Annotated in this window: 14 protein-coding genes, 1 tRNA gene and 1 pseudogene; 9 read left to right on the top strand and 7 right to left on the bottom strand. The window is 58.0% G+C overall.

Features of this window, described 5'->3' with window-relative positions; genetic code table 11:
• Positions 1-27 precede the first annotated feature (27 nt).
• From OXH56_11475 to OXH56_11460, 4 genes are read left to right on the top strand one after another with little or no spacing between them, the layout of a single operon-like run.
• Complete coding sequence (locus OXH56_11475; protein ID MCY3555924.1) at positions 28-867, top strand: phytanoyl-CoA dioxygenase family protein; 840 nt, start codon at positions 28-30, stop codon at positions 865-867.
• Positions 868-886: 19 nt separating this feature from the next.
• Positions 887-1,492 (top strand): CoA pyrophosphatase, encoded by a 606-nt coding sequence (locus tag OXH56_11470; protein ID MCY3555923.1) that lies wholly within the window; start codon positions 887-889, stop codon positions 1,490-1,492.
• A gap of 48 nt (positions 1,493-1,540) precedes the next feature.
• Positions 1,541-2,368 (top strand): sugar phosphate isomerase/epimerase, encoded by an 828-nt coding sequence (locus OXH56_11465; protein ID MCY3555922.1) that lies wholly within the window; start codon positions 1,541-1,543, stop codon positions 2,366-2,368.
• A 6-nt stretch (positions 2,369-2,374) separates the two neighbouring features.
• Entirely contained in the window at positions 2,375-2,839 is a 465-nt protein-coding gene (locus tag OXH56_11460) for a hypothetical protein (GenBank protein MCY3555921.1), read from the top strand.
• Positions 2,840-2,887: 48 nt separating this feature from the next.
• Here OXH56_11460 and OXH56_11455 read toward each other — a convergent pair whose 3' ends face one another.
• The 4 genes from OXH56_11455 to OXH56_11440 all read right to left on the bottom strand — a co-directional run bounded on the left by OXH56_11455 (position 2,888) and on the right by OXH56_11440 (position 11,378).
• On the bottom strand, positions 2,888-3,436 hold the full coding sequence (locus tag OXH56_11455; protein ID MCY3555920.1) for a heme-copper oxidase subunit III: 549 nt from the start codon (positions 3,434-3,436) through the stop codon (positions 2,888-2,890).
• A 63-nt stretch (positions 3,437-3,499) separates the two neighbouring features.
• On the bottom strand, positions 3,500-5,866 hold the full coding sequence (locus tag OXH56_11450) for an ATP-binding protein (GenBank protein ID MCY3555919.1): 2,367 nt from the start codon (positions 5,864-5,866) through the stop codon (positions 3,500-3,502).
• Between the two features lie 424 nt (positions 5,867-6,290).
• A complete protein-coding gene (locus tag OXH56_11445; protein ID MCY3555918.1) occupies positions 6,291-8,645 on the bottom strand; it encodes a response regulator in 2,355 nt (784 codons plus the stop codon).
• A gap of 354 nt (positions 8,646-8,999) precedes the next feature.
• Positions 9,000-11,378 (bottom strand): response regulator, encoded by a 2,379-nt coding sequence (locus OXH56_11440; protein MCY3555917.1) that lies wholly within the window; start codon positions 11,376-11,378, stop codon positions 9,000-9,002.
• An 873-nt stretch (positions 11,379-12,251) separates the two neighbouring features.
• On the opposite strand from OXH56_11440, the pseudogene OXH56_11435 reads away from it, so the two are divergent.
• The 3 genes and pseudogenes from OXH56_11435 to OXH56_11425 all read left to right on the top strand — a co-directional run bounded on the left by OXH56_11435 (position 12,252) and on the right by OXH56_11425 (position 14,118).
• Positions 12,252-12,524: pseudogene (locus OXH56_11435) on the top strand (hypothetical protein).
• A 189-nt stretch (positions 12,525-12,713) separates the two neighbouring features.
• Positions 12,714-13,631, top strand: a complete 918-nt coding sequence (locus OXH56_11430; protein ID MCY3555916.1) for a hypothetical protein — start codon at positions 12,714-12,716, stop codon at positions 13,629-13,631.
• A gap of 337 nt (positions 13,632-13,968) precedes the next feature.
• Entirely contained in the window at positions 13,969-14,118 is a 150-nt protein-coding gene (locus OXH56_11425; GenBank protein MCY3555915.1) for a hypothetical protein, read from the top strand.
• 508 nt (positions 14,119-14,626) lie between these two features.
• On the opposite strand, the gene OXH56_11420 is transcribed toward OXH56_11425, so the two are convergent.
• From OXH56_11420 to OXH56_11410, 3 genes are all read right to left on the bottom strand, one after another.
• Positions 14,627-14,724 (bottom strand) — tRNA-Sec (locus OXH56_11420).
• A gap of 21 nt (positions 14,725-14,745) precedes the next feature.
• On the bottom strand, positions 14,746-16,704 hold the full coding sequence (gene selB, locus OXH56_11415) for a selenocysteine-specific translation elongation factor (GenBank protein ID MCY3555914.1): 1,959 nt from the start codon (positions 16,702-16,704) through the stop codon (positions 14,746-14,748).
• Between the two features lie 50 nt (positions 16,705-16,754).
• The gene (locus OXH56_11410) at positions 16,755-17,795 is read right to left on the bottom strand and encodes an NDP-sugar synthase (protein MCY3555913.1); all 1,041 of its coding nucleotides are present in this window, start codon (positions 17,793-17,795) and stop codon (positions 16,755-16,757) included.
• A gap of 228 nt (positions 17,796-18,023) precedes the next feature.
• On the opposite strand from OXH56_11410, the gene tatC reads away from it, so the two are divergent.
• Both tatC and OXH56_11400 read left to right on the top strand, forming a co-directional pair.
• On the top strand, positions 18,024-19,307 hold the full coding sequence (tatC, locus tag OXH56_11405; GenBank protein MCY3555912.1) for a twin-arginine translocase subunit TatC: 1,284 nt from the start codon (positions 18,024-18,026) through the stop codon (positions 19,305-19,307).
• A 120-nt stretch (positions 19,308-19,427) separates the two neighbouring features.
• Complete coding sequence (locus OXH56_11400) at positions 19,428-20,807, top strand: hypothetical protein (GenBank protein ID MCY3555911.1); 1,380 nt, start codon at positions 19,428-19,430, stop codon at positions 20,805-20,807.
• Positions 20,808-20,906 lie beyond the last annotated feature (99 nt).

Genomic DNA, 20,906 nt, shown 5'->3' with positions numbered 1-20,906 from the left:
TCATTCCGGGCGAAAGGATCTATTGCCATGACAGCGGGAGCCCGAACCGGTGTGCGTGGGCTTGATTCGCCCTACCCCTTGTCCGTGGAAGACGTTTGCCAGTACCGGGAAAACGGCCACGTGCGTCTCCGGGACGTCTTTACACGGGATGAGATCGCCGAGTACCGCGAGGTGCTGAAGTCGATCACTTCCGAACGTTTTGCCGGAACGAGCAAGATGAGCGACCGGCCGGAGGACGATTTCTCCCGCGTATTCATGCAGACGTTCAACCTGAGGGAGGCGGACGAGCGCGCGGCCCGGTTCATCCAGTCGCCCCGTTTCGGAAAGATCGCGGCCGACCTCATGGGCGTGGATGCAGTGCGTATCTACTACGACAAGGCCATGTTCAAGGAACCCGAAAGCTGGATCACGCCCTGGCACCAGGATGGTCCGCACTGGCCGCTGTGCTCGGACCACGTCCTCACTATGTGGATCCCCCTCGTGGACGTCACCATCGACATGGGGCCGCCCCGATTCGCGAGTGGTACCCACAGAGAAAAAGTGCTGGGCCCCAGGGGGATACACCGCGAATCGGAATCGTTTTTCGAGGACTACATCCGCACGAACCGGGTACCTGTCGTTGAAGAGGAAATCCCCGCCGGAGACGCGACTCTGCACAACCACTGGGTGGTGCATGGCGCGCGGGCCAACACGTCGGGGCGTGTCCGTGAAGCGCTGGGAATCACGTTTTACGAGGACGGTCTTCCCATCGACGATTCCGCGTGTAGCGCGGAGAACCGGCCGGTCGTCGATGCGAACCTGGGAAACCGGCGTCCCGGCCAGCGGGCCGATCATCCGCGCAACCAGGTCGTGTTTGCCCGGTCCTGATGGGAGCTGCGGTGCGTTGATGCAGGCAGAAAACCTCGTTGAAAAGCTGCGAAACCGGCGCAGCAGGCTGCTTGATCCCGAAGACGGCGCGCTTAAGGCGGCCGTAGCGATTCTTCTACGCGGAGCGGCCGGCGGAACGGAATTGCTCTTCCTCCAGCGTGCGCAGCGCGAGGGCGATCCCTGGTCCGGCCATATCAGTTTTCCCGGCGGGAAGATCGATGCTTCCGATGAGAACCCGCGGCATGCGGCCATCCGGGAAACGCGGGAAGAAACGGCCATCGATCTCGACCTTGCGGATTTCGTCTGCCGCCTCGACGACCAGGCTACCCACCTCAGCAAGGTGCACGTGGCCGGCTTCGTGTTTTACCTGGCGGACGGAACCGAGTTGACCCTCAACCACGAGATCCGGAACGCGTTCTGGTTCCCGCTCGCCGATCTGAAGGATGAAAGCCGGTACGTTACGGCCACGGTGGCGGGCGATTGGGGAGAACGGGAAGTATGCGCCATCGATCTCCTCGATGGAAATGGACCCGTGCTGTGGGGCCTCACGTATCGTTTCACCGCCCAGGTGCTGGCCAGTACCGGCCACGAACTTCCGGGCGGATCCGAAGTGCAGTTGCGTTAGACCGCAGATTTCGCCACGTCACCCTGTAACTTGAAAAGGTTCTCGATCATGGAACTCTCGTTGTCCGTACGGGTCGCCGAATCCGTCTTGAACAAGGAAGAAGCCAACCGATCCATGGAACACCTGGCCGATCTGGCTCAAGAGATCGGATATTCCGCCATGTGCATGAGGGCGTCCCAGGCAGGTATAAAGTCACCGTTGGAACAGATCACCGCGGTTCGGAAAGTACTCGACGATCGGGCTCTGCCCGTCTCCATGATCACGGGAGACATCCCCATACCCGCGAACGACGAACACGCCCCTGACGCCCTTCGGAACATCACGCCCTACCTGGACCTGGCCGAACTGCTGGACGCCGACCTGATCCGGATCGGCATGAAGACGGAGGAAGATATCGCCTGGGCGCGATGGGCCTCGGATGAAGCGGAGGAACGGGACATCCGGCTGGCCCACCAGTCCCACACCCGCAGCCTGTTCGAAACGGTGGAGGAGTCCGTCTCCGTGCTGAAGCAAGTGGGGCGAGAGAACTTCGGCATCATCTATGAACCGGCCAATCTCGACCTGTGCGGCCAGGACTACGGACCGGAAACGATCAAGCGGTTCGAGCCCTGGCTCTTCAACGTATATCTGCAGAACCACCGACTGAACCCCGATGGATCCATGACCCTGAACACCTGGGTACGGGGCCCCGCGCCCCACGATCCGGTGCCCCTTCAGGAAACGGGCGGGATCGACTTCCCCATGATCATGCGGACGCTCGAAGCGATCGGATACGAAGGCTACGTCACCGTTCACCAGGCCTTCGCCGAGCTCATGGAACCCGAAGACGCCGCCCGCCAGAGCTACGACTACCTGACTTCCATCGCGAACTTCTGACTTCGGTTGACGAAGTTGAATTTAAGTTCGAGGTCGCATCGCGTTATTTCTACTCTTCCTTTCGTTAAGGGCATTCCATACACCAGGCGGATTGCAGAACCCGTCAGGTGGACTGCCGAGATCAACATCCAAGGGGGTGGATCAATACACGCAGGCGGGGTCGAATGGGGGGCGCTTATGGAGGTCGCACAACTGGTGATTACACCGGCTGTCATGTTGAGTGCTTTTATATTCTTCCGGCGGGAAGCGAAGAACGGTAGAGAAGAGCTGCGAAACGATTTGAAGAACGAGTTGAAAGAACATCGTAAGGAGTTAAAGGATGAGATTGGTTCCGTCCGAATGGAAGTTGCGGGGGTAAGAAATGAGATTAGTGACGTAAGAAACGATATACATTACGTAAGAAAAGAGATACACGACATGAATGGTCGGCTCTGGAACGTCGAAGGGATTTTGACGACCCTGGGCGGCTAGCGTGACGCTCGAGATCGACCGGTCCGATCCCCGTTCAGTTGCCGTGCTTCACACCAGGTAGACCAGTACGTAGAGGATGGGCCAGATGAGGACGACGAAGAGCCAGAACATGTAGCCCAGCACTACGCCGGTGTGATTTTCTGCGGTGTATGCGCCGGCGGAGGACCGGACCCAGAGGTACAGCAGGACGAGGACGGTTACGAGCACGTGGACGGCATGTAGCCCGATGATCGTATAGAACATGGCGCCGTACAGGCTCGATGTCATGCTCAACCCGAAGCGAATCAGCCGGATCCATTCGAACCCCTGGACCGTGAGGAAGACGACGCCCAGCACGCACGTGATCATCAGCCACCGCGTCAGCTGGCGGGCCGCATTCTCTTTCACGGCACGGTATGCCCGGTGCATGGTATAACCGCTCACCAGTAGAAACACGGTGTTAATGCCCGTGATCCCGATGGGCAGGCGAGGCTGGTCGGGTGGAGGCCAGTCCGCCACGAGACCGGACCGCAGCCAGAACAAGATGAAGAGCAGCGTGATGAAGATGATGAGTTCGCTGGCGATGAAGAGGTACATGCCCAGGATTTCCATGGGCATGCCCGGCTGCGTTTCCGGTTCGGCTGTTCGTGCCGGCGGTCGACCGGGCTGCTTCGTCAAGGGTTACTCCTTGTTCTGTACTTGCGCGGGTTTGGCCATCCGGTAACCGACGCGGGATTCCGTGAAGATGAACCGGGGATCTCCCGCTGCGTCGCCCAGTTTGCGTCTGAGATTCTTGACGATGGACCGTACGATCCTCAGGTCTCCTGAATTCCGCGACTGCCAGACGTTCCGCAGGAGCTGGTCGTAGCTGACCACCTTGCCGGCGTGGGTCGAAAGCACCCGGATCAAATCGTACTCGGTGGCCGTCAGGATCAATGGCCTGCCATCCAGGATCACCCTTCGTTCATCGTAATCGATGACCAGATTGTCCACCTGGAATGGTGCGGGCGGTCCGGCGTTCTTGCGCAGCGCGGCCTGGATCCGCGCGATCAGCTCCGTCGGCGAAAACGGCTTCACCACGTAGTCCGCCGCACCGATCTCCAGTGCCTTGGCGATCGTCTCGTCCCTGCCGTACGCCGACAGGAAGATCACCGGACGTTCCGACAATGCCGTTACGTTCTGCATTAGTTCGATTCCGTCGGTACCGGGCAAAAGCAGATCGAGCAGGACAAGATCCGGCTGACGGTCGTTGACCAGGTTTTCGACCTGTTCGGGCTCTCCGGTCAGAATCGGACTGTACCCAGCGTTCACCAGAATGCCCCTGATGTATCCCAATGCCTGGGGATCGTCATCCACGACGAGTATGCTCGGTTGTTGACCTCCGGGAGGCGAGGGGCCCGCAAGCCTGCCGTCCGTCGCGGCCGCGGCACTCGGAGTTACTTCTTCGGCCACCGGTATTGTAAATGTAAACCGCGTTCCAAGGCCCATGCCCTCGCTTTCGGCCCAGATGCGCCCGCCATGGGCTTCCACCAGTCCCTTGCAGATGGACAGGCCCAGGCCCGACCCCAGTCCCGCTTCGTCGCGGCCGCTCCGGGCATACTTCCTGAAAAGGTGAGGCAGCCGGTCCGCGGGAATGCCCCTGCCTTCGTCCACAACCGACACCTCCACCTGGTAGTCCTTCAACTCGGCCTTTACGGTAATGGTGGAAGAGTCGGGCGAGTGACGCGCGGCATTGGACAGGAGATTGCAAAGCACCTGTACGACCCGCTGCTGGTCCGCCCGCACTCTCGGAAGATCCGTCGGCAGGTCGATCTGCACGGTCTGGCGATGCTCGCCGCTGAGGAACGCGCTTCTGGCCTGGTCCACGATCACCGCCAGATTCGCCGGTTCAGGAGATACGGAGAGCGAACCCGTCTCGATCTGCGCAGCGTCCATCAGATTGCCAATCAACTCGCTCAGATTGTCGACCTGCGCGTCGATGATTCGGAAAAACTGTTGAGATACAGCAGGCTGAAGTACGGAAGCGTTTCCGAGGGCCGTGGCCGCGCAACCCTTGATGGATGCAAGCGGAGCCCTCATTTCGTGGCTCACCGTGCTCAGGAACTCGGCCCGTTGACGTTCCAGGTCTTCCAGCGGCGTCATATCCTGCATGGTGACGACGACCGACTGTACCTCGCCCTGCTCCGATACGATGGGCGTGGCGTTGATCAGTGTCGTGACCTTTCTGCCATCGGGTACCTCGAGTACGATTTCCTCGGCGCGAACGGTTGTCGCCTCGCGCAGCAGCCGTACCAGCGGGTACTCCTCCAGTTCGATTTCACGTCCATCCGCACGCTTCACGTTGATCACGTCGAGCAGATCCACAATCGACAGGCCCGGCGTCTGCAGGTCGCCCACGATGCGGCGCGACTCCTGGTTGAAAGACACGGCCTTCCCGGTCCGCGCGTCGAACACGACGACGCCGACGGGTGAAGTGTCGATCAGCGCCTCCAGGTCTGCCCGGGCCTGTTGTTCGTCACGGTGCTTCTTGGCGTTGGCTATCGCCGCGCCGGCCTGGGAAATGAACATGGAAATGATCCGCTCGTCTTCTGCGGTAAACTGCTGCCCGGATTCCTTGTCGAGCAGGTAGAAGAATCCGACCTGGGTACCCTGGTGGCGAATCGGCACGCCAAGGAGTCCATGATCCATCACCGGATGAATGGCAAGGCCGAGTTCCTTGAAGTGAGCCGACATGTTCTTTAACCGGAGCGGCTGCGTAACGCCTTTCAGATACTCCCAGATTTCCGGACCGTCAGGCAGCTCCTGAACCTCCCGATGCTCGCGTGCGCTCAGGCCATGGGCAACGAAGTCCAGTAACTGTCCTGATTCGTCAATCATGGTGATGCCACCCATCCTTGCACCGGTCAATGCGCAGGCTCCCGCGACGACCTCCTGCAGGACCGTGTTGACGTCAAGACTTTCGCTGATGCGCAGACTGGCTTCGCTCAGTTTTGTGAACTGCTCCTGCAGTTTCTTGTTGTTTTCCTTTAACCTGTCATCGTTCGGCATCGATCTGCTCCTCTGTATCAACGATCTTCGAACACGAACTGCCGGTCGCCTGAACCGGCGTCGTGCGCGGCCCGCCGAAATAGACCATCATGGCCCTGATCGGATAGATGATCACATTGAATTTACACGATATGAATAGATCATCATATGAAATTCATAAACCGTTATTTTTTATTCACAATCTTTCCACTACCCGTGTGTTGTCACCATAACAACAACGCCGGGAATAGCAACGGGAAGGCCGTTGGGGAGAGCGTCCGGAGTCGCAATGGAAACCTATCAGGGAGGAGAAGGCGGCGAGTATAGTGAGGAGGTGGCGACGCGCAAAGCGGGAGGGAACGGAATGCGGGCGCTCCGGAGAATCGCCTTTTGATCGCCGATCGTGAGGCGGATGCTGGGGGGCGTAAGGGAGATCCGCCGACGCCTACAGGTCGGTCGGCCTGGTCATCCTGTACCCGACGCGGGGTTCGGTGAAAATGTACTTCGGATTCTTTGCATCGTCACCGAGCATTTGCCGCAGCTTCTTCACAAAGACGCGAACCACCCGTGCATCGCCCGAGTTGCGCATCTGCCAGACGCTGCTCAGCATCTGGTCGTAGGTCACGACCCGGCCGGCGTGGGTCGAGAGGACGCGCAGCAGATCGTATTCGGTGGCCGTCAGCCGCAGTAGTACACCATCGAATTCCACTCTCCGTTCTTCGTAATTGATGACCAGGTCGCCTGCCTGGAACGGTTCGGGCGGACCGGTATGCCTGCGAATGGCGGCCTGGATCCGGGCGATCAGTTCCGTTGGCGAGAACGGCTTGACGATATAATCCGCGGCGCCGAGTTCCAGGGCTCGGGCGATCGTTTCGTCCCTTCCGTAGGCGGAGAGGAAAATCACCGGTCGCTCAGTCCTTTCCGGCAGATTCTTCATCAGTTCGATGCCGTCCGTGCCGGGCAGCACCAGGTCCATCAGCACCAGGTCCGGCTGATGGACTTCGACCATGCTCTTCACCTTCTCCGGATCGCCGGTCACCTGCACGCGGTATCCCGCCTTTTCCACGGTTTCCCGTATATATCCCAGCGCCTGGGGATCGTCGTCCACCACGAGGACCAGGGGCTTCCGCGCGTCGCCTCGAACGGGTTGGGGCCGCGTCCTGCCCTGTGCCTGCCCGGCATCGGTCCTGGCCTCCTCCACCGCCGGGATCGAGAAGGTGAAGCGCGAGCCCATTCCAGCACCCTCGCTTTCGGCCCAGATGCGCCCGCCGTGGGCTTCCACCAGCCCCTTGCATATCGCCAGGCCGAGGCCGGCCCCGACCCCGCGGTTTTCCCCGCCGCTCCGGGCATACTTCCTGAACAGGTGCGGCAGGCGCTCGGTCGGTATGCCGGGCCCCTCGTCCACGACCGATATCTCCACGTAGACGTTCTTCAGCCGTGCCGCCACCACTATCGTCGCCGAATCGGGCGAATGCCTCGCCGCATTGGTCAGCAGGTTTACGAGCACCTGGACGATTCGATGCTGGTCCGCCCGCACCCGTGGCAGATCGGGAGCCAGGTCGATCTGCACGGGATTCCGGCGGCCACCGTCCAGGAACATGTTCCTGGCCTTTTCCACCATGGCGATCAGCTCTTCGGGTTCGGTGGACAACGTAAGCGAACCCGTCTCGATCTGCGCCGAGTCCAGCAGGTCCCTGATCAGCTTGCGCATGTGATCGGCCTGCATGTCTATGATGCGGAAGAACTGCTCCGACTCAGCCGCGTTCTGTATAGACGAGGATTCCACCGCCGAGGTGGTGCATCCCTTAATCGTGGAGAGAGGAGCCGTCAGCTCGTGGCTCACCATGCTCACGAACTCACTGCGCTGCCGCTCCAGTTCTTCCAGCGGCGTCATGTCCTGCATCGTGACCACGTAGGACGCCACATCGCCCTGTTCCTCAACGATGGGGGTCGCGTTAATCAGGGTAGTGACCTTTCTACCGTCCGGGACCTCGAAGATGATCTCCTCTGCGCGGATCGTCTCAGCCTCGCACAGGAACTGCGCGATCGGATTTACTTCCAGCGCAATCTCGGTCCCGTCCGCCCGATGCACCTTTAAGACTTTCAGCAATTCCTCGGCTGGTTGTCCCGGCTTGCACAGATCTCCAACGATGCGACGCGATTCCCGGTTGATCGACAACAGCGTCCCGCTCCGGGCGTCAATGACCACGACGCCGACCGGCGAGGTCTCTATCAGCGCTTCGAGGTCGGCTCTTGCCTGCTGTTCGTCCAGATACTTGCGCGCGTTGGCAATGGACGCTCCGGCCAGGGACGCGAAAAGCGTCATGATTTCCTCGTCCTCATTGGAAAACTCCTGGCCGGCTTCCTTGTCGAGCAGAAGGAAGATACCCACGGTCTCGTCCTGATGGCACACGGGCATGCCCATAAAGCTTCGCTTCATGAGGTCATGCCAGGGCAAACCGAGCGAGGCGATGTGAGACGACAGGTCTTTCAACCTGAACGGTTCCGCTACTTCCCTCAGATATTCCCAAAGCCTGGCCCCGTCGGGCAGATCAACAAGTTGCCGATACTCATCTTTGCTCAGGCCGTGGGTGACGAAATCCAGCATATGTCCCGAACCGTCCCGGGTCGTAATCCCGCCGAATCCTGCGCCGGTCAGTGCGCAGGCGCCCTCTACGACCTCTCTCAGGACGGTACTCAAGTCCAGACTCTTGCTGATACGCAGACTCGCCTCGCTCAATCCTGAGAGCCGTTTCTTGAGAACTTTTATCTCCGCCTCTAACGTGTCGGTGTTTTCCATCTGCTCACCTCGGATATCGTGGTTTTTGGCCTTCGGCCGTCAGATTCCCGGACCGCCCTGAGTCCAATTTAAACTCAGATAACACCAGGTGGTGCTGATTTTGGTTTCCAAATCAAAAATTCACATTTTATACACTTAAACACCTTTAAAAATTACATTAATATAACAAAATTACCTGGTTTTGCCCCGCGTAATTGTAGTTACAAACTCCGAGAACGCTGCCGGCGCTTTGGGAAACGGCCTCGGAGGGCGGACAGGCGTCCCCGGGTTGGAACATTCGGCGTCCGAAGCAAGGGAGCGGAGGCCATTCATTCCGGCAGGTTGGACTTTCGATTGGAAAGAAAAAACGGGTAATCAACGTGGCGAACTCAACCGCTCCCTCAGGTCGTCCGGCCTGGCCATTCTGTACCCAACCCGGGGCTCGGTGAATATGTACGTCGGGTTCTTCGCGTCATCTCCCAGCATGCGCCGCAACCTTTTCACGAAAACGCGCACCACCCGCGCATCGACCGAGTTGCGCATTTGCCAGACGCTGCTCAGCAACTTGTCGTAGGTCACGATCCGGCCGGCGTGGGTCGAGAGGACGCGCAGCAGATCGTATTCGGTGGCCGTCAGCCGCAGGGGCGTGCCTTTCAGTTCGACGCGCCTTTCTTCGTAGTTGATGACCAGGCCGCCCGCCTGGAACGGTTCGGGCGGACCGGTATGCCTGCGAAGCGCGGCCTGGATCCGGGCGATTAGTTCCGTTGGCGAAAACGGTTTGACGATATAGTCCGCGGCGCCGAGTTCCAGGGCCCGGGCGATCGTCTCGTCCCGTCCGTAGGCGGACAGGAAAATCACCGGCCGGTCAGACTTTTCCGGCAGGTTCTTCATCAGTTCGATGCCATCCGTGCCGGGAAGGAGCAGGTCCAGCAGCACCAGGTCCGGCTGGTGGATTTCGACCATTCCATTCACCTTCTCCGGATCACCGGTCACCGCCGTTCGATATCCCGCTTTTTCCACGGTCTCCCGTATATATCCCAGCGCCTGGGTGTCGTCGTCCACCACGAGGACCAGGGGCTTCCCCGAATCGCCTTGAACGAATTGAGGCCGCATCCTGCCCGGCGCCTGCCCGGCATCAGTCCTGGCCTCCTCCACCGCGGGAATCGAGAAGGTGAACCGAGTGCCCATTCCCGTACCCTCGCTATCGGCCCAGATGCGCCCGCCGTGGGCTTCCACCAACCCCTTGCATATCGCCAGGCCGAGGTCCACCCCTACCCCGCGGTCTTCGCCGCCGCTTCGGGCATACTTCCTGAACAGGTGCGGCATGCGTTCGGTCGGTATGCCGGGTCCCTCGTCCACGACCGATACCTCCACATAGACGCTCTTCAGCCGTGCCGCCACCTCTATCGTCGCTGAATCGGGCGAATGCCTCGCCGCATTGGTCAGCAGGTTCACGAGCACCTGGACGATGCGGTGCTGGTCCGCCCGTACCCTCGGCAGGTCGGGAGACAGGTCGATCTGCACTGGATTCCGTCGGCCGCCTTCAATGAATTTGTTCCGGGCCTTTTCCACCATGGCGACCAGCTCTTCCGGTTCGGTAGACAATGTAAGCGAACCCGTCTCAATCTTCGTCGAGTCCATCAGGTCCCTGATCAGCTTGCGCATGTGATCGGCCTGGATGTCTATGATGCGAAAGAACAGTTCCGACTCGGCCGTGCTCAGTATGGACGAGGAATCCACCGCCGTGGTGGTACATCCCTTGATCGTGGAGAGCGGAGCCGTCAGTTCGTGGCTCACCAAGCTCATGAACTCACTGCGCTGCCGCTCCAGTTCTTCCAGCGGCGTCATGTCCTGCATCGTGACCACGACGGACGCCACCTCGCCCGTATCCGAAACGATGGCGGTCGCGTTGATCAGGGCCGTGACCTTTCTGCCGTCCGGGACCTTGATGGTGATCTCCTCCGCGCGGATCGTCTCGGCATCGCCCAGGAGCCAATCGAGCAGATACCCTTCATTTACGATCTCGTACCCGTTCGCCCGATGCACCTCTACGACTTTCAGCAACTCCTCGGCCGGTTGTCCCGGCTTGCACAGATCGCCGACGATGCGGCGCGATTCCCGGTTGATCGACAACAGCGTCCCGCTCCGGGCGTCGATGACCACGACGCCAACGGGGGTGGTCTCTATCAGCGCTTCCAGCTTGGCCCTTGCCTGCTGTTCGTCCAAAAGCTTGCACGAGTTAGCAATCGCCGCACCGGACAGGGACGCGAAAAGCACAAAGATCTCTTCGTCCTCTATGGTGAACTCCTGGGCGTCTTCCTTACCGAGCAAATAGAAGATGCCAACGGGCTCGCCCTGATGGCGTACGGGCATGCTCATAAAGCTCCGTTCCATGAGGGCATGCCCGGGCAACTCGAGTGATGCCAGGTGAGACGCCAGATCTTTCAACCTGAGCGGCACCGGCAAAGCTCTCAGGTAATCCCAAAGCCTTGCCCACTGGGGCAGGTCCACAAGCTTCCGCTGCTCGTTGGGGCTCAGGCCGTGGGTGACGAAATCAAACATCTTTCCCGAGCCGTCCCGAGTCGTTATCCCGCCGATTCCGGCACCCGTCAGTGTACAGGCGTCCATTACGACCTCTCGAAGGACGGCACCCGTGTCGGGGCTCTCGCTGATGCGCTGGCTCGCCTTGCGCAATCTGGAGAGCCGTTCCCTGAGCGCCTTTATCTCCGACTTCAACGTGTCCGAGTTTTCCATCTCCCCGCCTTGGATTTGTGGTTTCTGGTCTTCAGTCGTTAATAACCCCTGTTAAGTGACCTAATTACAGCTCCCGATCATATCGGAGCCATTCGGTGCAAACCAGTAAACGGCACACGAGAGTCATGCTGATTTCGGACTCCATCCCAGGTTGTTTACAATATATACACTAATTCGACAAAAAGATTACAATAAATTTATAAAATAATATGATTTTACCGCCCACGACCCCGTAGTTACACGTATTTTATATGGCACGGATTGCAGTCGGTTCTTAGCGACACATAACACCCAGGTACGGTCGTGCTCTTGGTGCGTCAGCGACAAGGTTCCGGAAGATGCCATATAAATCGCAGTCCAGAGGCAGATCGTGGTCCGCCAGCGGCTAAATGGACCCAGGAAAAACGCCCGGCAGGCCGTGCCGAAATTGACATCAATTCAGAGTGTTAATAAGAAATTCACCAAAATCGCAATATGGTTATAAAAAATTAATAAATAGACGTTTTTTTATGTGGCGGTGCCAATAATGTCACAGTTATTTAATACCATTAAGCACAGCCATCAGTTCAAAGCGACGACAGGGTTTTTCAGTCATGTACGTGCCAGGCGCCTAACTGAGAAGTTCGATGCACGAGTTTGATGTTCCAATAAGTGATTATGCCAAGTGCAACATGTCGTTCAATCAGAAGTTGTACAGCAGTCATTAACTGGCTTTATCGAAATTTCTAAACTCACATGGAGGGCCTATGGTAAATGTTTGAGCAGCGCCGTAATTGAACTTCAAGTACTGATTTTTCACGTAACGAGGAGAAGATAATGCACTACCTCATAGTCATATTTATTGCGTTTGCATTGTCCATAATGGGATGCGAAGGCAAGACGGGTGCAACCGGTCCGGCAGGTGCGACTGGTCCGGCAGGTCCGGCGGGTCCGGCTGGCCATGATGGACATGATGGTGCAGCAGGCCCAGCAGGTCCGCAGGGTCCGGCAGGTCCCCAGGGTCCTCAAGGTGAAAAGGGCGACACGGGTGAAACGGGTGAAACGGGTCCGGCAGGTCCTCAGGGTCCTCAAGGTGAAAAGGGCGACACGGGTGAAACGGGTCCGGCAGGTCCTCAGGGTCCGGCGGGTGAACCCGGTGAGACAGGAATACCGGGCATCGACATTACCGAAATCGCTCAAGCTGACCATATCGCCTTTATTATAGGTGACGCGAAGGCCGCGGAAGCCGATGTAGGTGGAGGCTTTCAGAAGACCCTAAGAATCGGCGAAGAGCGCATGGTCCGTGCCGTTGTCCGCTCTCAGAGTGAAAAGATACTTGAGAGTATCGAAGTTACGATGACCGAGCACAAGGACCCGGACAACGCCGTAAACACGGAAGTGGACGCAGACGACTCCAGCATGGCCATGCTGGAGGCCGCCAAGGTGGGTAATACCGTCATCAGGGCCACGGCTGCGCTCGTTGGCATAGCTGGCGACCTTAACTACACGGTCACCAATCCCATCACGAAGATCACCCTCCATCAGGGCGACGCTGACAAGACCAAAACCGTCGCGGAAGATGACCTCGCGCCTCAGGACGCAGAGTTGTTCTTGGCTGCGGACGAATCTTATAACGTGATTCAGGCTGTAGCCCGTGATAAGAATAACGATCCGCTTACGCCGCGCGGCGGTTTCAAGTGGACACACGGCAACGGTTCTGTGGCCACCGTCGCACTCCGGGACCACAACTACAAGCCCGCCAAGGATATAAAGACCCATTCTGCTATCATTACCGGCAGGGGGGCTGGCGAAACTATGGTCACGGTTATGGTCATGGGTGAAGGCGAACTCGGCGACCCTGCAAGCAAAGACATCGACGTAGTAGTCAGTGGCCAGGTTACGACCAGGCTTATAACAGCGTCTGATTCGTCTGTGCCCAACAACACTTTTGAAGCCGATCTTGGTGATGATGCGCCTGCTTGGGATCCGGCGACGATTACCTTTACAGTGGATCTCTATGACGCAATATCATCAGAACGCATCGCGGGGTCTGTTACCGTAATGTCGTCTGACGAAACCGTGGCCACTGTTAACACACCAGTAGCCCCTACGACTGAAGCGGGTGCTGTAGTCACTGTTACTCCTGTTGGGGCGTTGACCGGCGATACTGCTTTGAGCGCTGGTACACGGTCGACTATCATTACGTTAATGTCGACAGGTGCTAAGCCTGTTCGCTTGCGTTTCAATACGACGGTCAAAGCGGCACCGAACTGACGCCGTAAGCATTCGGGATAATCCGGGCCCGTAGAAAGGGCGCTGACAGAGTCCGGATTGGCTGGCGGCGATAGTCCGCCAGGGTTAAAGCCGCCAGCCGCGTTCCCGGGTGGCCCCCGGAGAGATCCCGACACGGGGCTGTATAGTAAAACCTGTCGCCCCAGTGCATTTGTATCTGGTCACCATGGAACAACCTTCCCGCCTGTCCCAAGTAGGAAGCAACTTGAGTTGCTCACTGAAAGGGGCAGGCGGTTTTTACATTTAAGTAAAACCGCGAATTGGTGGAGTATTCAAGGACGGGGATGCTGAATTTGAAGTTGGGTACATGCAGCTTCTGATGGAACGTAACCAGGACCTGATGAGAAGAATCGAAGTCCACACCTTCAACACCTACGAATCCACGATCGACCCTCGCGCCGCGTGCGAGCGCATCGCCGCCGTCAAGGCGCAGATCGCCGAGATCAACGAGACCGTGCAGAGCTGTTAACCGTCTTGGGATACTCCACGGAGAGCCATTGAAACCTTTGAGGTGGTGAGCATGGCCAGAACGCAACATTAAGTGCCGAACAGAATCAGGCTCGTGTGGGATTCGCCCTGGCCCTGGTCGTTATCCTCTCGGCCGTGGCGGTCATTCAGATGGATCGTAACGCAGTACGACGCGGTATCGCCGTTTCCCGTGGATTTTTCCCGCTGGTTCCATGAACGACAGCCGGATGAATTAATGCTCAGATACAGCCCAACATCGGCACGATGCAGGCAGGCCAGGCTACTTTAGTGATTTCACCTGGGTTGCGGTGAGTGTTTTCATGAGGCTACCTCCAGTTCTGTACCAAAATTGTCCCAGCGATTCTTCCTGGCATATACGAATATCCTAAGGAACAAGCACGTAAATAAATGAAAAAAGAAAAACCCCGAACTACCCTATTTAATGGGCTATTCGGGGAAGTTATAGAATCACTTAAGAAGATAAAGGAAGAGGCAGGAAAACCTATATTTGGGGGGAGCGTGTGGGAATCGAACCCACCACGGACCTGTTTAGGGCCCGCCATCGGATTTGAAGTCCGTGAGGCGCACCAGCAACCCATACACTCCCCTGCATGCTGCTTCTGCTATCTCACTCAGTCCCTTCCGCCAGCCTGTGGGTGCCGGACTCCCGGTTGGTGACGCCCAGGTCGCAGAAGTAATCCAGCAACGCGGTGGCGTGTGCCCTGGAGATGCCCAGGTGACCGCGGAACTCGGACGCGCGTACGGTGCCGTGAGATTCCAAGTAGGTCACCAACCGTTGCCTGACCGAATCGAGCGCCCGGTGATGCATGACCTGCCGGTCCGCGAACTCGACGAAAATCTCCTGATCCTGTGCATACCCGGCCATGCTTCTAATCATATCCGCGTCCGCTTTCAGATCAACCCGTAAATCCTGGGTGATCATCGACCGATCCTCCATGACCTGCACCAGATCGTTCATGGAGAAAACGACAGGAGGCTCGACCGCGCCCAGTTCCTCGAACGCCTCGAGTATGCGTTTCTCCCGGGCGTTCAGCTTGACCGTGTGAGTGGACAGGCGGACCGACCGGCCGGACAGCGCGATCCGGCCTTCCGCGTCGAGGTCGTTGAGCAGCCCGTCGTAGACGGCATCGGAAGGTTCCCAGGACAGCTGCAGCCTGGGGGCGTCCTTGGGCAGCGTTTCCTTCAGCCGTTGGGTGCGGTGCATCTTTTCGAGCAGTTTGACCAGTTCGTCCTTCAGGCCCGCGTATCCCTCCCGGTGGAGAAACCGGTGGTCCGGGAACCGGATGAGTTCGCCCTTTACCACCAGCCGCGTCAGGCATTGTTTCAGCACTTCGGCATTCAGGTTCGTGGATCGAACGAGGTCCTCCATGGACTTAAGCCCCTGTGCGCCGTGCGCATGCCCCATGACCCGTTCGATCAGGACATCCGGCTCCGCGCCGGTCACCGCTTCCAGGTAGTCCAGCACGGGCCGGCGGAAACGGCGATTCTTCTGAGGATAGACCTCCACGAAACGGCCGCCACCGAGCAGCCGCATGGATGAAAACCCGCGAATGATAAAGCGCTCGTTGCGTTCGGCCACGATGGGATTCTCCAGGCGAAGCTGCACGTATCCCGTCTCGCCCGGTGCGAGTTCGTCGCGGTCGAGCAGGATCAGCCTGCCGATGGTCTCGCTCGTGCCCTTGTGCAGGCGAACGCGCTGCCGGTTCTTCAGCGGTGCTTCCAGAGACTCCAGGCACTGCATCGTGGAATCGGTCATCATGGTCGGGAGCAGATAACCCGGCGCGCCCAGCTCATCGCCACGCTGAATGTCGGCCGTCTTGACATTCGAGACGTTCAGCGCGACCCGCTGTCCTTTGACGGCGCGGTCCACGGTGTCGTTGTGGGTCTGCATGCCCCGGATCCGCAAAGGCGTCCCGGCCGGAAGCAATTCCGCGTTCGAATCCCGCGCCAGGCTTCCCGACAGGACGGTACCGGCGATGACCGTGCCGAAGCCCTTCATGCTGAAAACCCGATCCACGGGCATGCGGAAGTATCCGGCGTCCTCTTCGACGGACAGTCCGGCAAGCCGGTCTTCGATGATCTCCTTCAGCCGGCCGATCCCCTGGCCCGTTACCGACGAAACCCGGACGACCGGCGCGTCCTCCAGGAACGAGCCGGTCACGAGCGACTTCACGTCGTCCTCCACGAGCATCAGCCATTCCTCGTCGACCAGGTCGCATTTCGTCAGGACGACGATGCCCGCATCGACGCCCATGTACCTTACCGTGCCCAGGTGTTCAACAGTCTGGGGCATGACGCCCTCGTCGGCGGCCACGACGAAGAGGACGAGGTGTATGCCGCTCACTCCGGCGACCATGGTCTTGAGAAACCGCTCGTGGCCCGGGACGTCGACGATGGGGACTTCCCGCCCGTCGCTCAGGGGCATGAAGGCGAAACCGAGGTCGATCGTCATGCCCCGGTCACGTTCCTCCTTGAGGCGATCGGGATGAACGCCGGTCAGCGCTTCCACCAGGGCGCTCTTGCCGTGGTCGACATGTCCGGCCGTGCCTAGGGTGAGATGGGACATGGTTGCTTGAGGATCGTGGTTGTGACGGTAGTGTGAATGGACGATTTGATCTAATCGGACCGGACGACGATCACGCGGTCCGCCCTTCCATGCAGGATGGCCCGGTTCTCGACGCCGGCGTTTCTGCCGATGACCGCATAGGAGATCGATGCGCCGTCGCCGATATCCGAGCCCGCCATGATGACGCTGTGTTCGATGGCCGCGCCGTGACCGATGCGAGCTTCGGGGCCGATACTGACGCCGGGGCCGATGCGGCAACGTTCGAGTTCGGCGGAATCGTCGACGATAACCGGCGGTCGCATCACGAGATTCGGAGACGAGAAGTTGTCGTCCATGATCTCCGGCAATCCCGTCCTCATGCATTCCGGGCGTGATGCAAGAAGCCGTTCGTTCGATGCCAGGTACGCCTCAGGCGATCTCACGTCGTAAGGCGGATGGTCGACATTTATACTCAGCACGGTTTCGCCGCGATCGGCGAGACCATCAAGCGCCACGTCAAACAGACTATTCAATGTATAGTTGTGGACGTCAAAGTCTTCCAGGGCTTCGCAGATCCGGGGCGTCATTACATAGATATGGGTATGCTCAGCGGCCTCTCGCGACGTTCCGGAGGAGTGCCCGGAACTTCGCCCCGCACGGATCCCACATGGTCGGCGCTCGCAATACGTTTGTACAAGTTGCCCGTAAACCTCGGATTCCAGCAGCAGAGGACCGGAAGATACCAGGATCGGCGCGTCTTCCGCAAACTCCACCACTTCCCTGATGCGTTCATGCAGGCGCCGCCCGGCCGGTGCATCCCGTGCGTCCCGGGCATCCCGTGCGTCTCGTGCATCCCGAGCATCCAGATAGGCGAGGGACATGCCCCACCGCGCTCCGTTGCCACACCGCGCCGCGATTTCCCCGGTGTCCCGTCCGGCCGCGATGAGCGTTTCCCGAATCCCGGCCCGTGCATATTCAGACAGCATCCACTCGACAAGCGGCTTGTTGGCCAGGGGAAGGAGCAGATCCGGGCGGCCATCCCATTCGGAAGGCCCGGTTTCATCGCAGTTCGCAATCAGAATGACGCCTCTGACCAACCCGTTGTCGTCCATGCTTCGGCGGCTCCCGGCGGCAGATCGAGACCTGTCGGAGTCCATGATCCGCAGCCCGCTGCAACCCCTGCGGAATCCTCTGAAACGACTCGATAAAACTATGTTCGAAACCTGTCCTCGTCAAGGCCGTTGGAGGCGGAGGATACGGGGGATTTGCTTGACAGGAACCATTGTCCTGGCTTACTTACCGCGCGTTATCGCAAGTACTTGCCGGCGAGAGGATCAGCCATGTCCCCAGCGAAAATCCGCAGCGGCGAGATGTCCTTCCTGGAACATCTCGAAGAGCTTCGCAGGGCCATACTGAAGTCCGTACTCGCCATCCTGGTCGGCATGGTCCTCTGCTTCACCTTTGCCGACTACATCATCAATTTTCTGCTCTCGCCGACCTTCCAGGAAAACCTCAAGACCGAGATCGAAATTCAGGCCATCCGGCCGGCCGGCATGTTCACGGCCAGGGTGAACATCTCGCTGCTGCTGGGATTCGCCCTCGTACTGCCCTACGTCCTCTACCAGCTCTGGACATTCATATCGCCCGGCCTGCTTGACAAGGAGAAGAAGTACGTTCCCCTCGTCATCTTCTTCTGCTGCGTCCTGTTCCTCGTCGGCGCGGCCTTCGCCTTTTACGTCCTGATTCCGGTCATGGTCCGGTTTTTCGTGCAGCTCCATGTACCGGACATCAAGCCCCAGTGGGACATCGGGTTCTATATCGGACTCGTAAACAAGATGGTACTCATCATGGGCGTCGTGTTCCAGATGCCGGCCGTGGTGGCCTTTCTGACCTGGCTTCGCATCCTGAATGCCGGCGTGCTCAAACGGGTGTGGCGCATCGCGCTGGTCGTCATATTCATCGCCGCGGCCGTCATCACGCCCACCGGCGATCCCTACACCCAGACCCTCGTGGCGATTCCGCTGGTGGTGCTGTATTTCATCAGCATGGGGATCGCCGCGCTGATCGGCCGCAGCCGCAGGAAAGCCGAAGAGGCGGAAGAGGAGGAGGAGGGGGATGACGACGGTGACGGTGGTGGAGAAGGCGGTGGCGGTGAAGACGACGGGGAGCGGCCCGCGCTGACCACCGGCGAGCCCGATACCCCGACCCTTCCCCGCGATGCGTCGACCCCGGCTGGCGAGCAGCGTACCGGCAGAGGCTACTGGCCTGATGACGACGAGTTCATCTACGACTACGATGTCGAGATGGGGTACTCCGAAGAGCCGGAGGACAAGCCTGACAAGCCGGACCAGGACGGCCAAAAAGGCGATGATGGCCCTGCGGAGAGTGACGAGGTAGATCAGGAAGAGGCGGAAACGGACGAGACCAGTGCGGACGAGACCGGCGGATCTGACGAGTCCGTCGGGCGGGATACCGACGATGAAGGGGAAGGGACTGAAGAAGGTCGGGAAAAGCCGGAGTCGTCCACAGAATCGGATAGTAAGACTCCGGAAAATGATAAAGACTCAAAGGACAGCTTGGGAATCAAACCTGATGAAGAGCAAACTCCACCAAATCGAGATTAAAAGTCCGATCCACCTGCAGGATCGTTTAAGGATTAACTACTTGGAATTGCGGTAGTTAGTGTGATGTTTGTTCCGTCTACACAATAGACTCCTAACTCGATTCAAACGATTGGAGTATCTATGAATTCGCTCGATGAAGTCTTGTGCAATGCCAAACGTGCGAGGTTGATCCCTAGTCTCGCTGAGTCTCGAAAAGAAGAGAAGTTGGTATCGGTATTGCTGGCAGTGTTAGGTGCTGTAAGACCGTTCGCCGCGCAATTACTAGGATTCTGTGGTGTCAGAGTTGGAAAGACTTCAGATGTTGACAGTTACACGGAGGTAGTCTTTCCAACGTCAGACCCGAATCGTACTGAACGGCCAGATGGTGTTTTAAATGTTACTAGTCGCAGCAACGTACAATGGACTGCGTTGTTTGAGGCGAAAGTTGATAATGCAGAGATTGACGAAGAACAAGTCCTTAGATATGGCGAGGTCGCACGTTCGCATGGGATCAACACAGTGATTACACTTTCAAATCAACTCGTCCCGTTGCCTACACATATTCCCTATTCCGTTCCCAAGCGCCTGTCTCGAAAACTGGAGTTTTATCACGTTTCGTGGACGAGCATTCGTACGCAAGCCATGCTGACGTTAAAAGACAGTGAGGATCTGACTGCGGAACAACGTTTCATCTTGGAGGAAATGGTTCGATACTTCGAACATTCGAATTCAGGAGTCAAGCGATTTGACCAAATGAACAGGGAGTGGCGTCAACTCGTTCTAGGTATCAGACATGGCGAACAGTTTCAAAGAACATCGCCTGAGATTGAAAACACTGTTGCAAGTTGGCATCAGGAGGAAAGAGATGTCTGCTTGATACTGACACGCCGTATCGGTGAACGGGTCGATATACGCCTTCCTCGTAAATACCGAACCGATACAGCACTTAGACTAAGGGACGCCTGTGATTCTCTTGTTAGTGACAACGAGTTAACATCCGGATTCTCGATTCCTAATGCCGCCAGTGACTTAGAAGTTGTCGTGAATCTTCAAAGAAGGACGATTTCTTGTTCGATGAAGTTGGCGGCCCCCGGCGATAGGAAGAGAGCCATATCAAGGGTTAACTGGATTTTACGCCAATTGCGCAATGTTGAAGGAGATGATGTATTCGTTCGTGCGTACTGGTCAGGACGTAGTCAGTCTACGCAGGCTGTTTTGCAGAAGGTTCAAGAAAATCCAGGAAGTTTGGAAATAGATCGACCTGGCGCTGTTCCGGTTTCTTTTGAGGTTTTGGTCATTTCAGATCTAGCGGGTCGGTTTTCCGGCCGGTCAACATTCATTGAAGACCTCGAAAAAGCGATTCCCGGATTCTATGACCGCATCGGCCAGAACCTACGTAAGTGGGTACCCCCTCCACCATCTATTGATAAACGTGATCCTAAACAGACTCCTGATGAAGCAGAGGGTGATGATACTAGTATGATTACAGAGACCATATCGTCTGATGCGGAAAGGCAGTGATAGAATCGGCGTTCAGATACTTAAGCGTACTCATCCCTCAGATTTCGGAAGCATAGCAGAAGTTGTGAAGAAACGAAGTTCGAGTTAACGGGCCTGCAG

Source organism: Gemmatimonadota bacterium (assembly GCA_026702745.1).
In the GTDB taxonomy this organism is placed as follows: Bacteria; JAAXHH01; JAAXHH01; order JAAXHH01; family JAAXHH01; genus JAAXHH01.
The sequence above is the reverse complement of the archived record's forward strand: the minus strand, read 5'-3'. Positions and strand labels throughout refer to the sequence as shown.

Bases quoted from the DNA above. Each gene is read 5' to 3' on its own strand.
- OXH56_11475 (MCY3555924.1), top strand. From the start codon at position 28: ATGACAGCGGGAGCCCGAACCGGTGTGCGTGGGCTTGATTCGCCCTAC.
- OXH56_11470 (MCY3555923.1), top strand. From the start codon at position 887: ATGCAGGCAGAAAACCTCGTTGAAAAGCTGCGAAACCGGCGCAGCAGG.
- OXH56_11465 (MCY3555922.1), top strand. From the start codon at position 1,541: ATGGAACTCTCGTTGTCCGTACGGGTCGCCGAATCCGTCTTGAACAAG.
- OXH56_11455 (MCY3555920.1), bottom strand. From the start codon at position 3,436: ATGCCCATGGAAATCCTGGGCATGTACCTCTTCATCGCCAGCGAACTC.
- OXH56_11450 (MCY3555919.1), bottom strand. From the start codon at position 5,866: ATGCCGAACGATGACAGGTTAAAGGAAAACAACAAGAAACTGCAGGAG.
- OXH56_11445 (MCY3555918.1), bottom strand. From the start codon at position 8,645: ATGGAAAACACCGACACGTTAGAGGCGGAGATAAAAGTTCTCAAGAAA.
- OXH56_11440 (MCY3555917.1), bottom strand. From the start codon at position 11,378: ATGGAAAACTCGGACACGTTGAAGTCGGAGATAAAGGCGCTCAGGGAA.
- OXH56_11430 (MCY3555916.1), top strand. From the start codon at position 12,714: ATGACCGAGCACAAGGACCCGGACAACGCCGTAAACACGGAAGTGGAC.
- OXH56_11425 (MCY3555915.1), top strand. From the start codon at position 13,969: ATGGAACGTAACCAGGACCTGATGAGAAGAATCGAAGTCCACACCTTC.
- selB (MCY3555914.1), bottom strand. From the start codon at position 16,704: ATGTCCCATCTCACCCTAGGCACGGCCGGACATGTCGACCACGGCAAG.
- OXH56_11410 (MCY3555913.1), bottom strand. From the start codon at position 17,795: ATGGACGACAACGGGTTGGTCAGAGGCGTCATTCTGATTGCGAACTGC.
- tatC (MCY3555912.1), top strand. From the start codon at position 18,024: ATGTCCCCAGCGAAAATCCGCAGCGGCGAGATGTCCTTCCTGGAACAT.
- OXH56_11400 (MCY3555911.1), top strand. From the start codon at position 19,428: ATGAATTCGCTCGATGAAGTCTTGTGCAATGCCAAACGTGCGAGGTTG.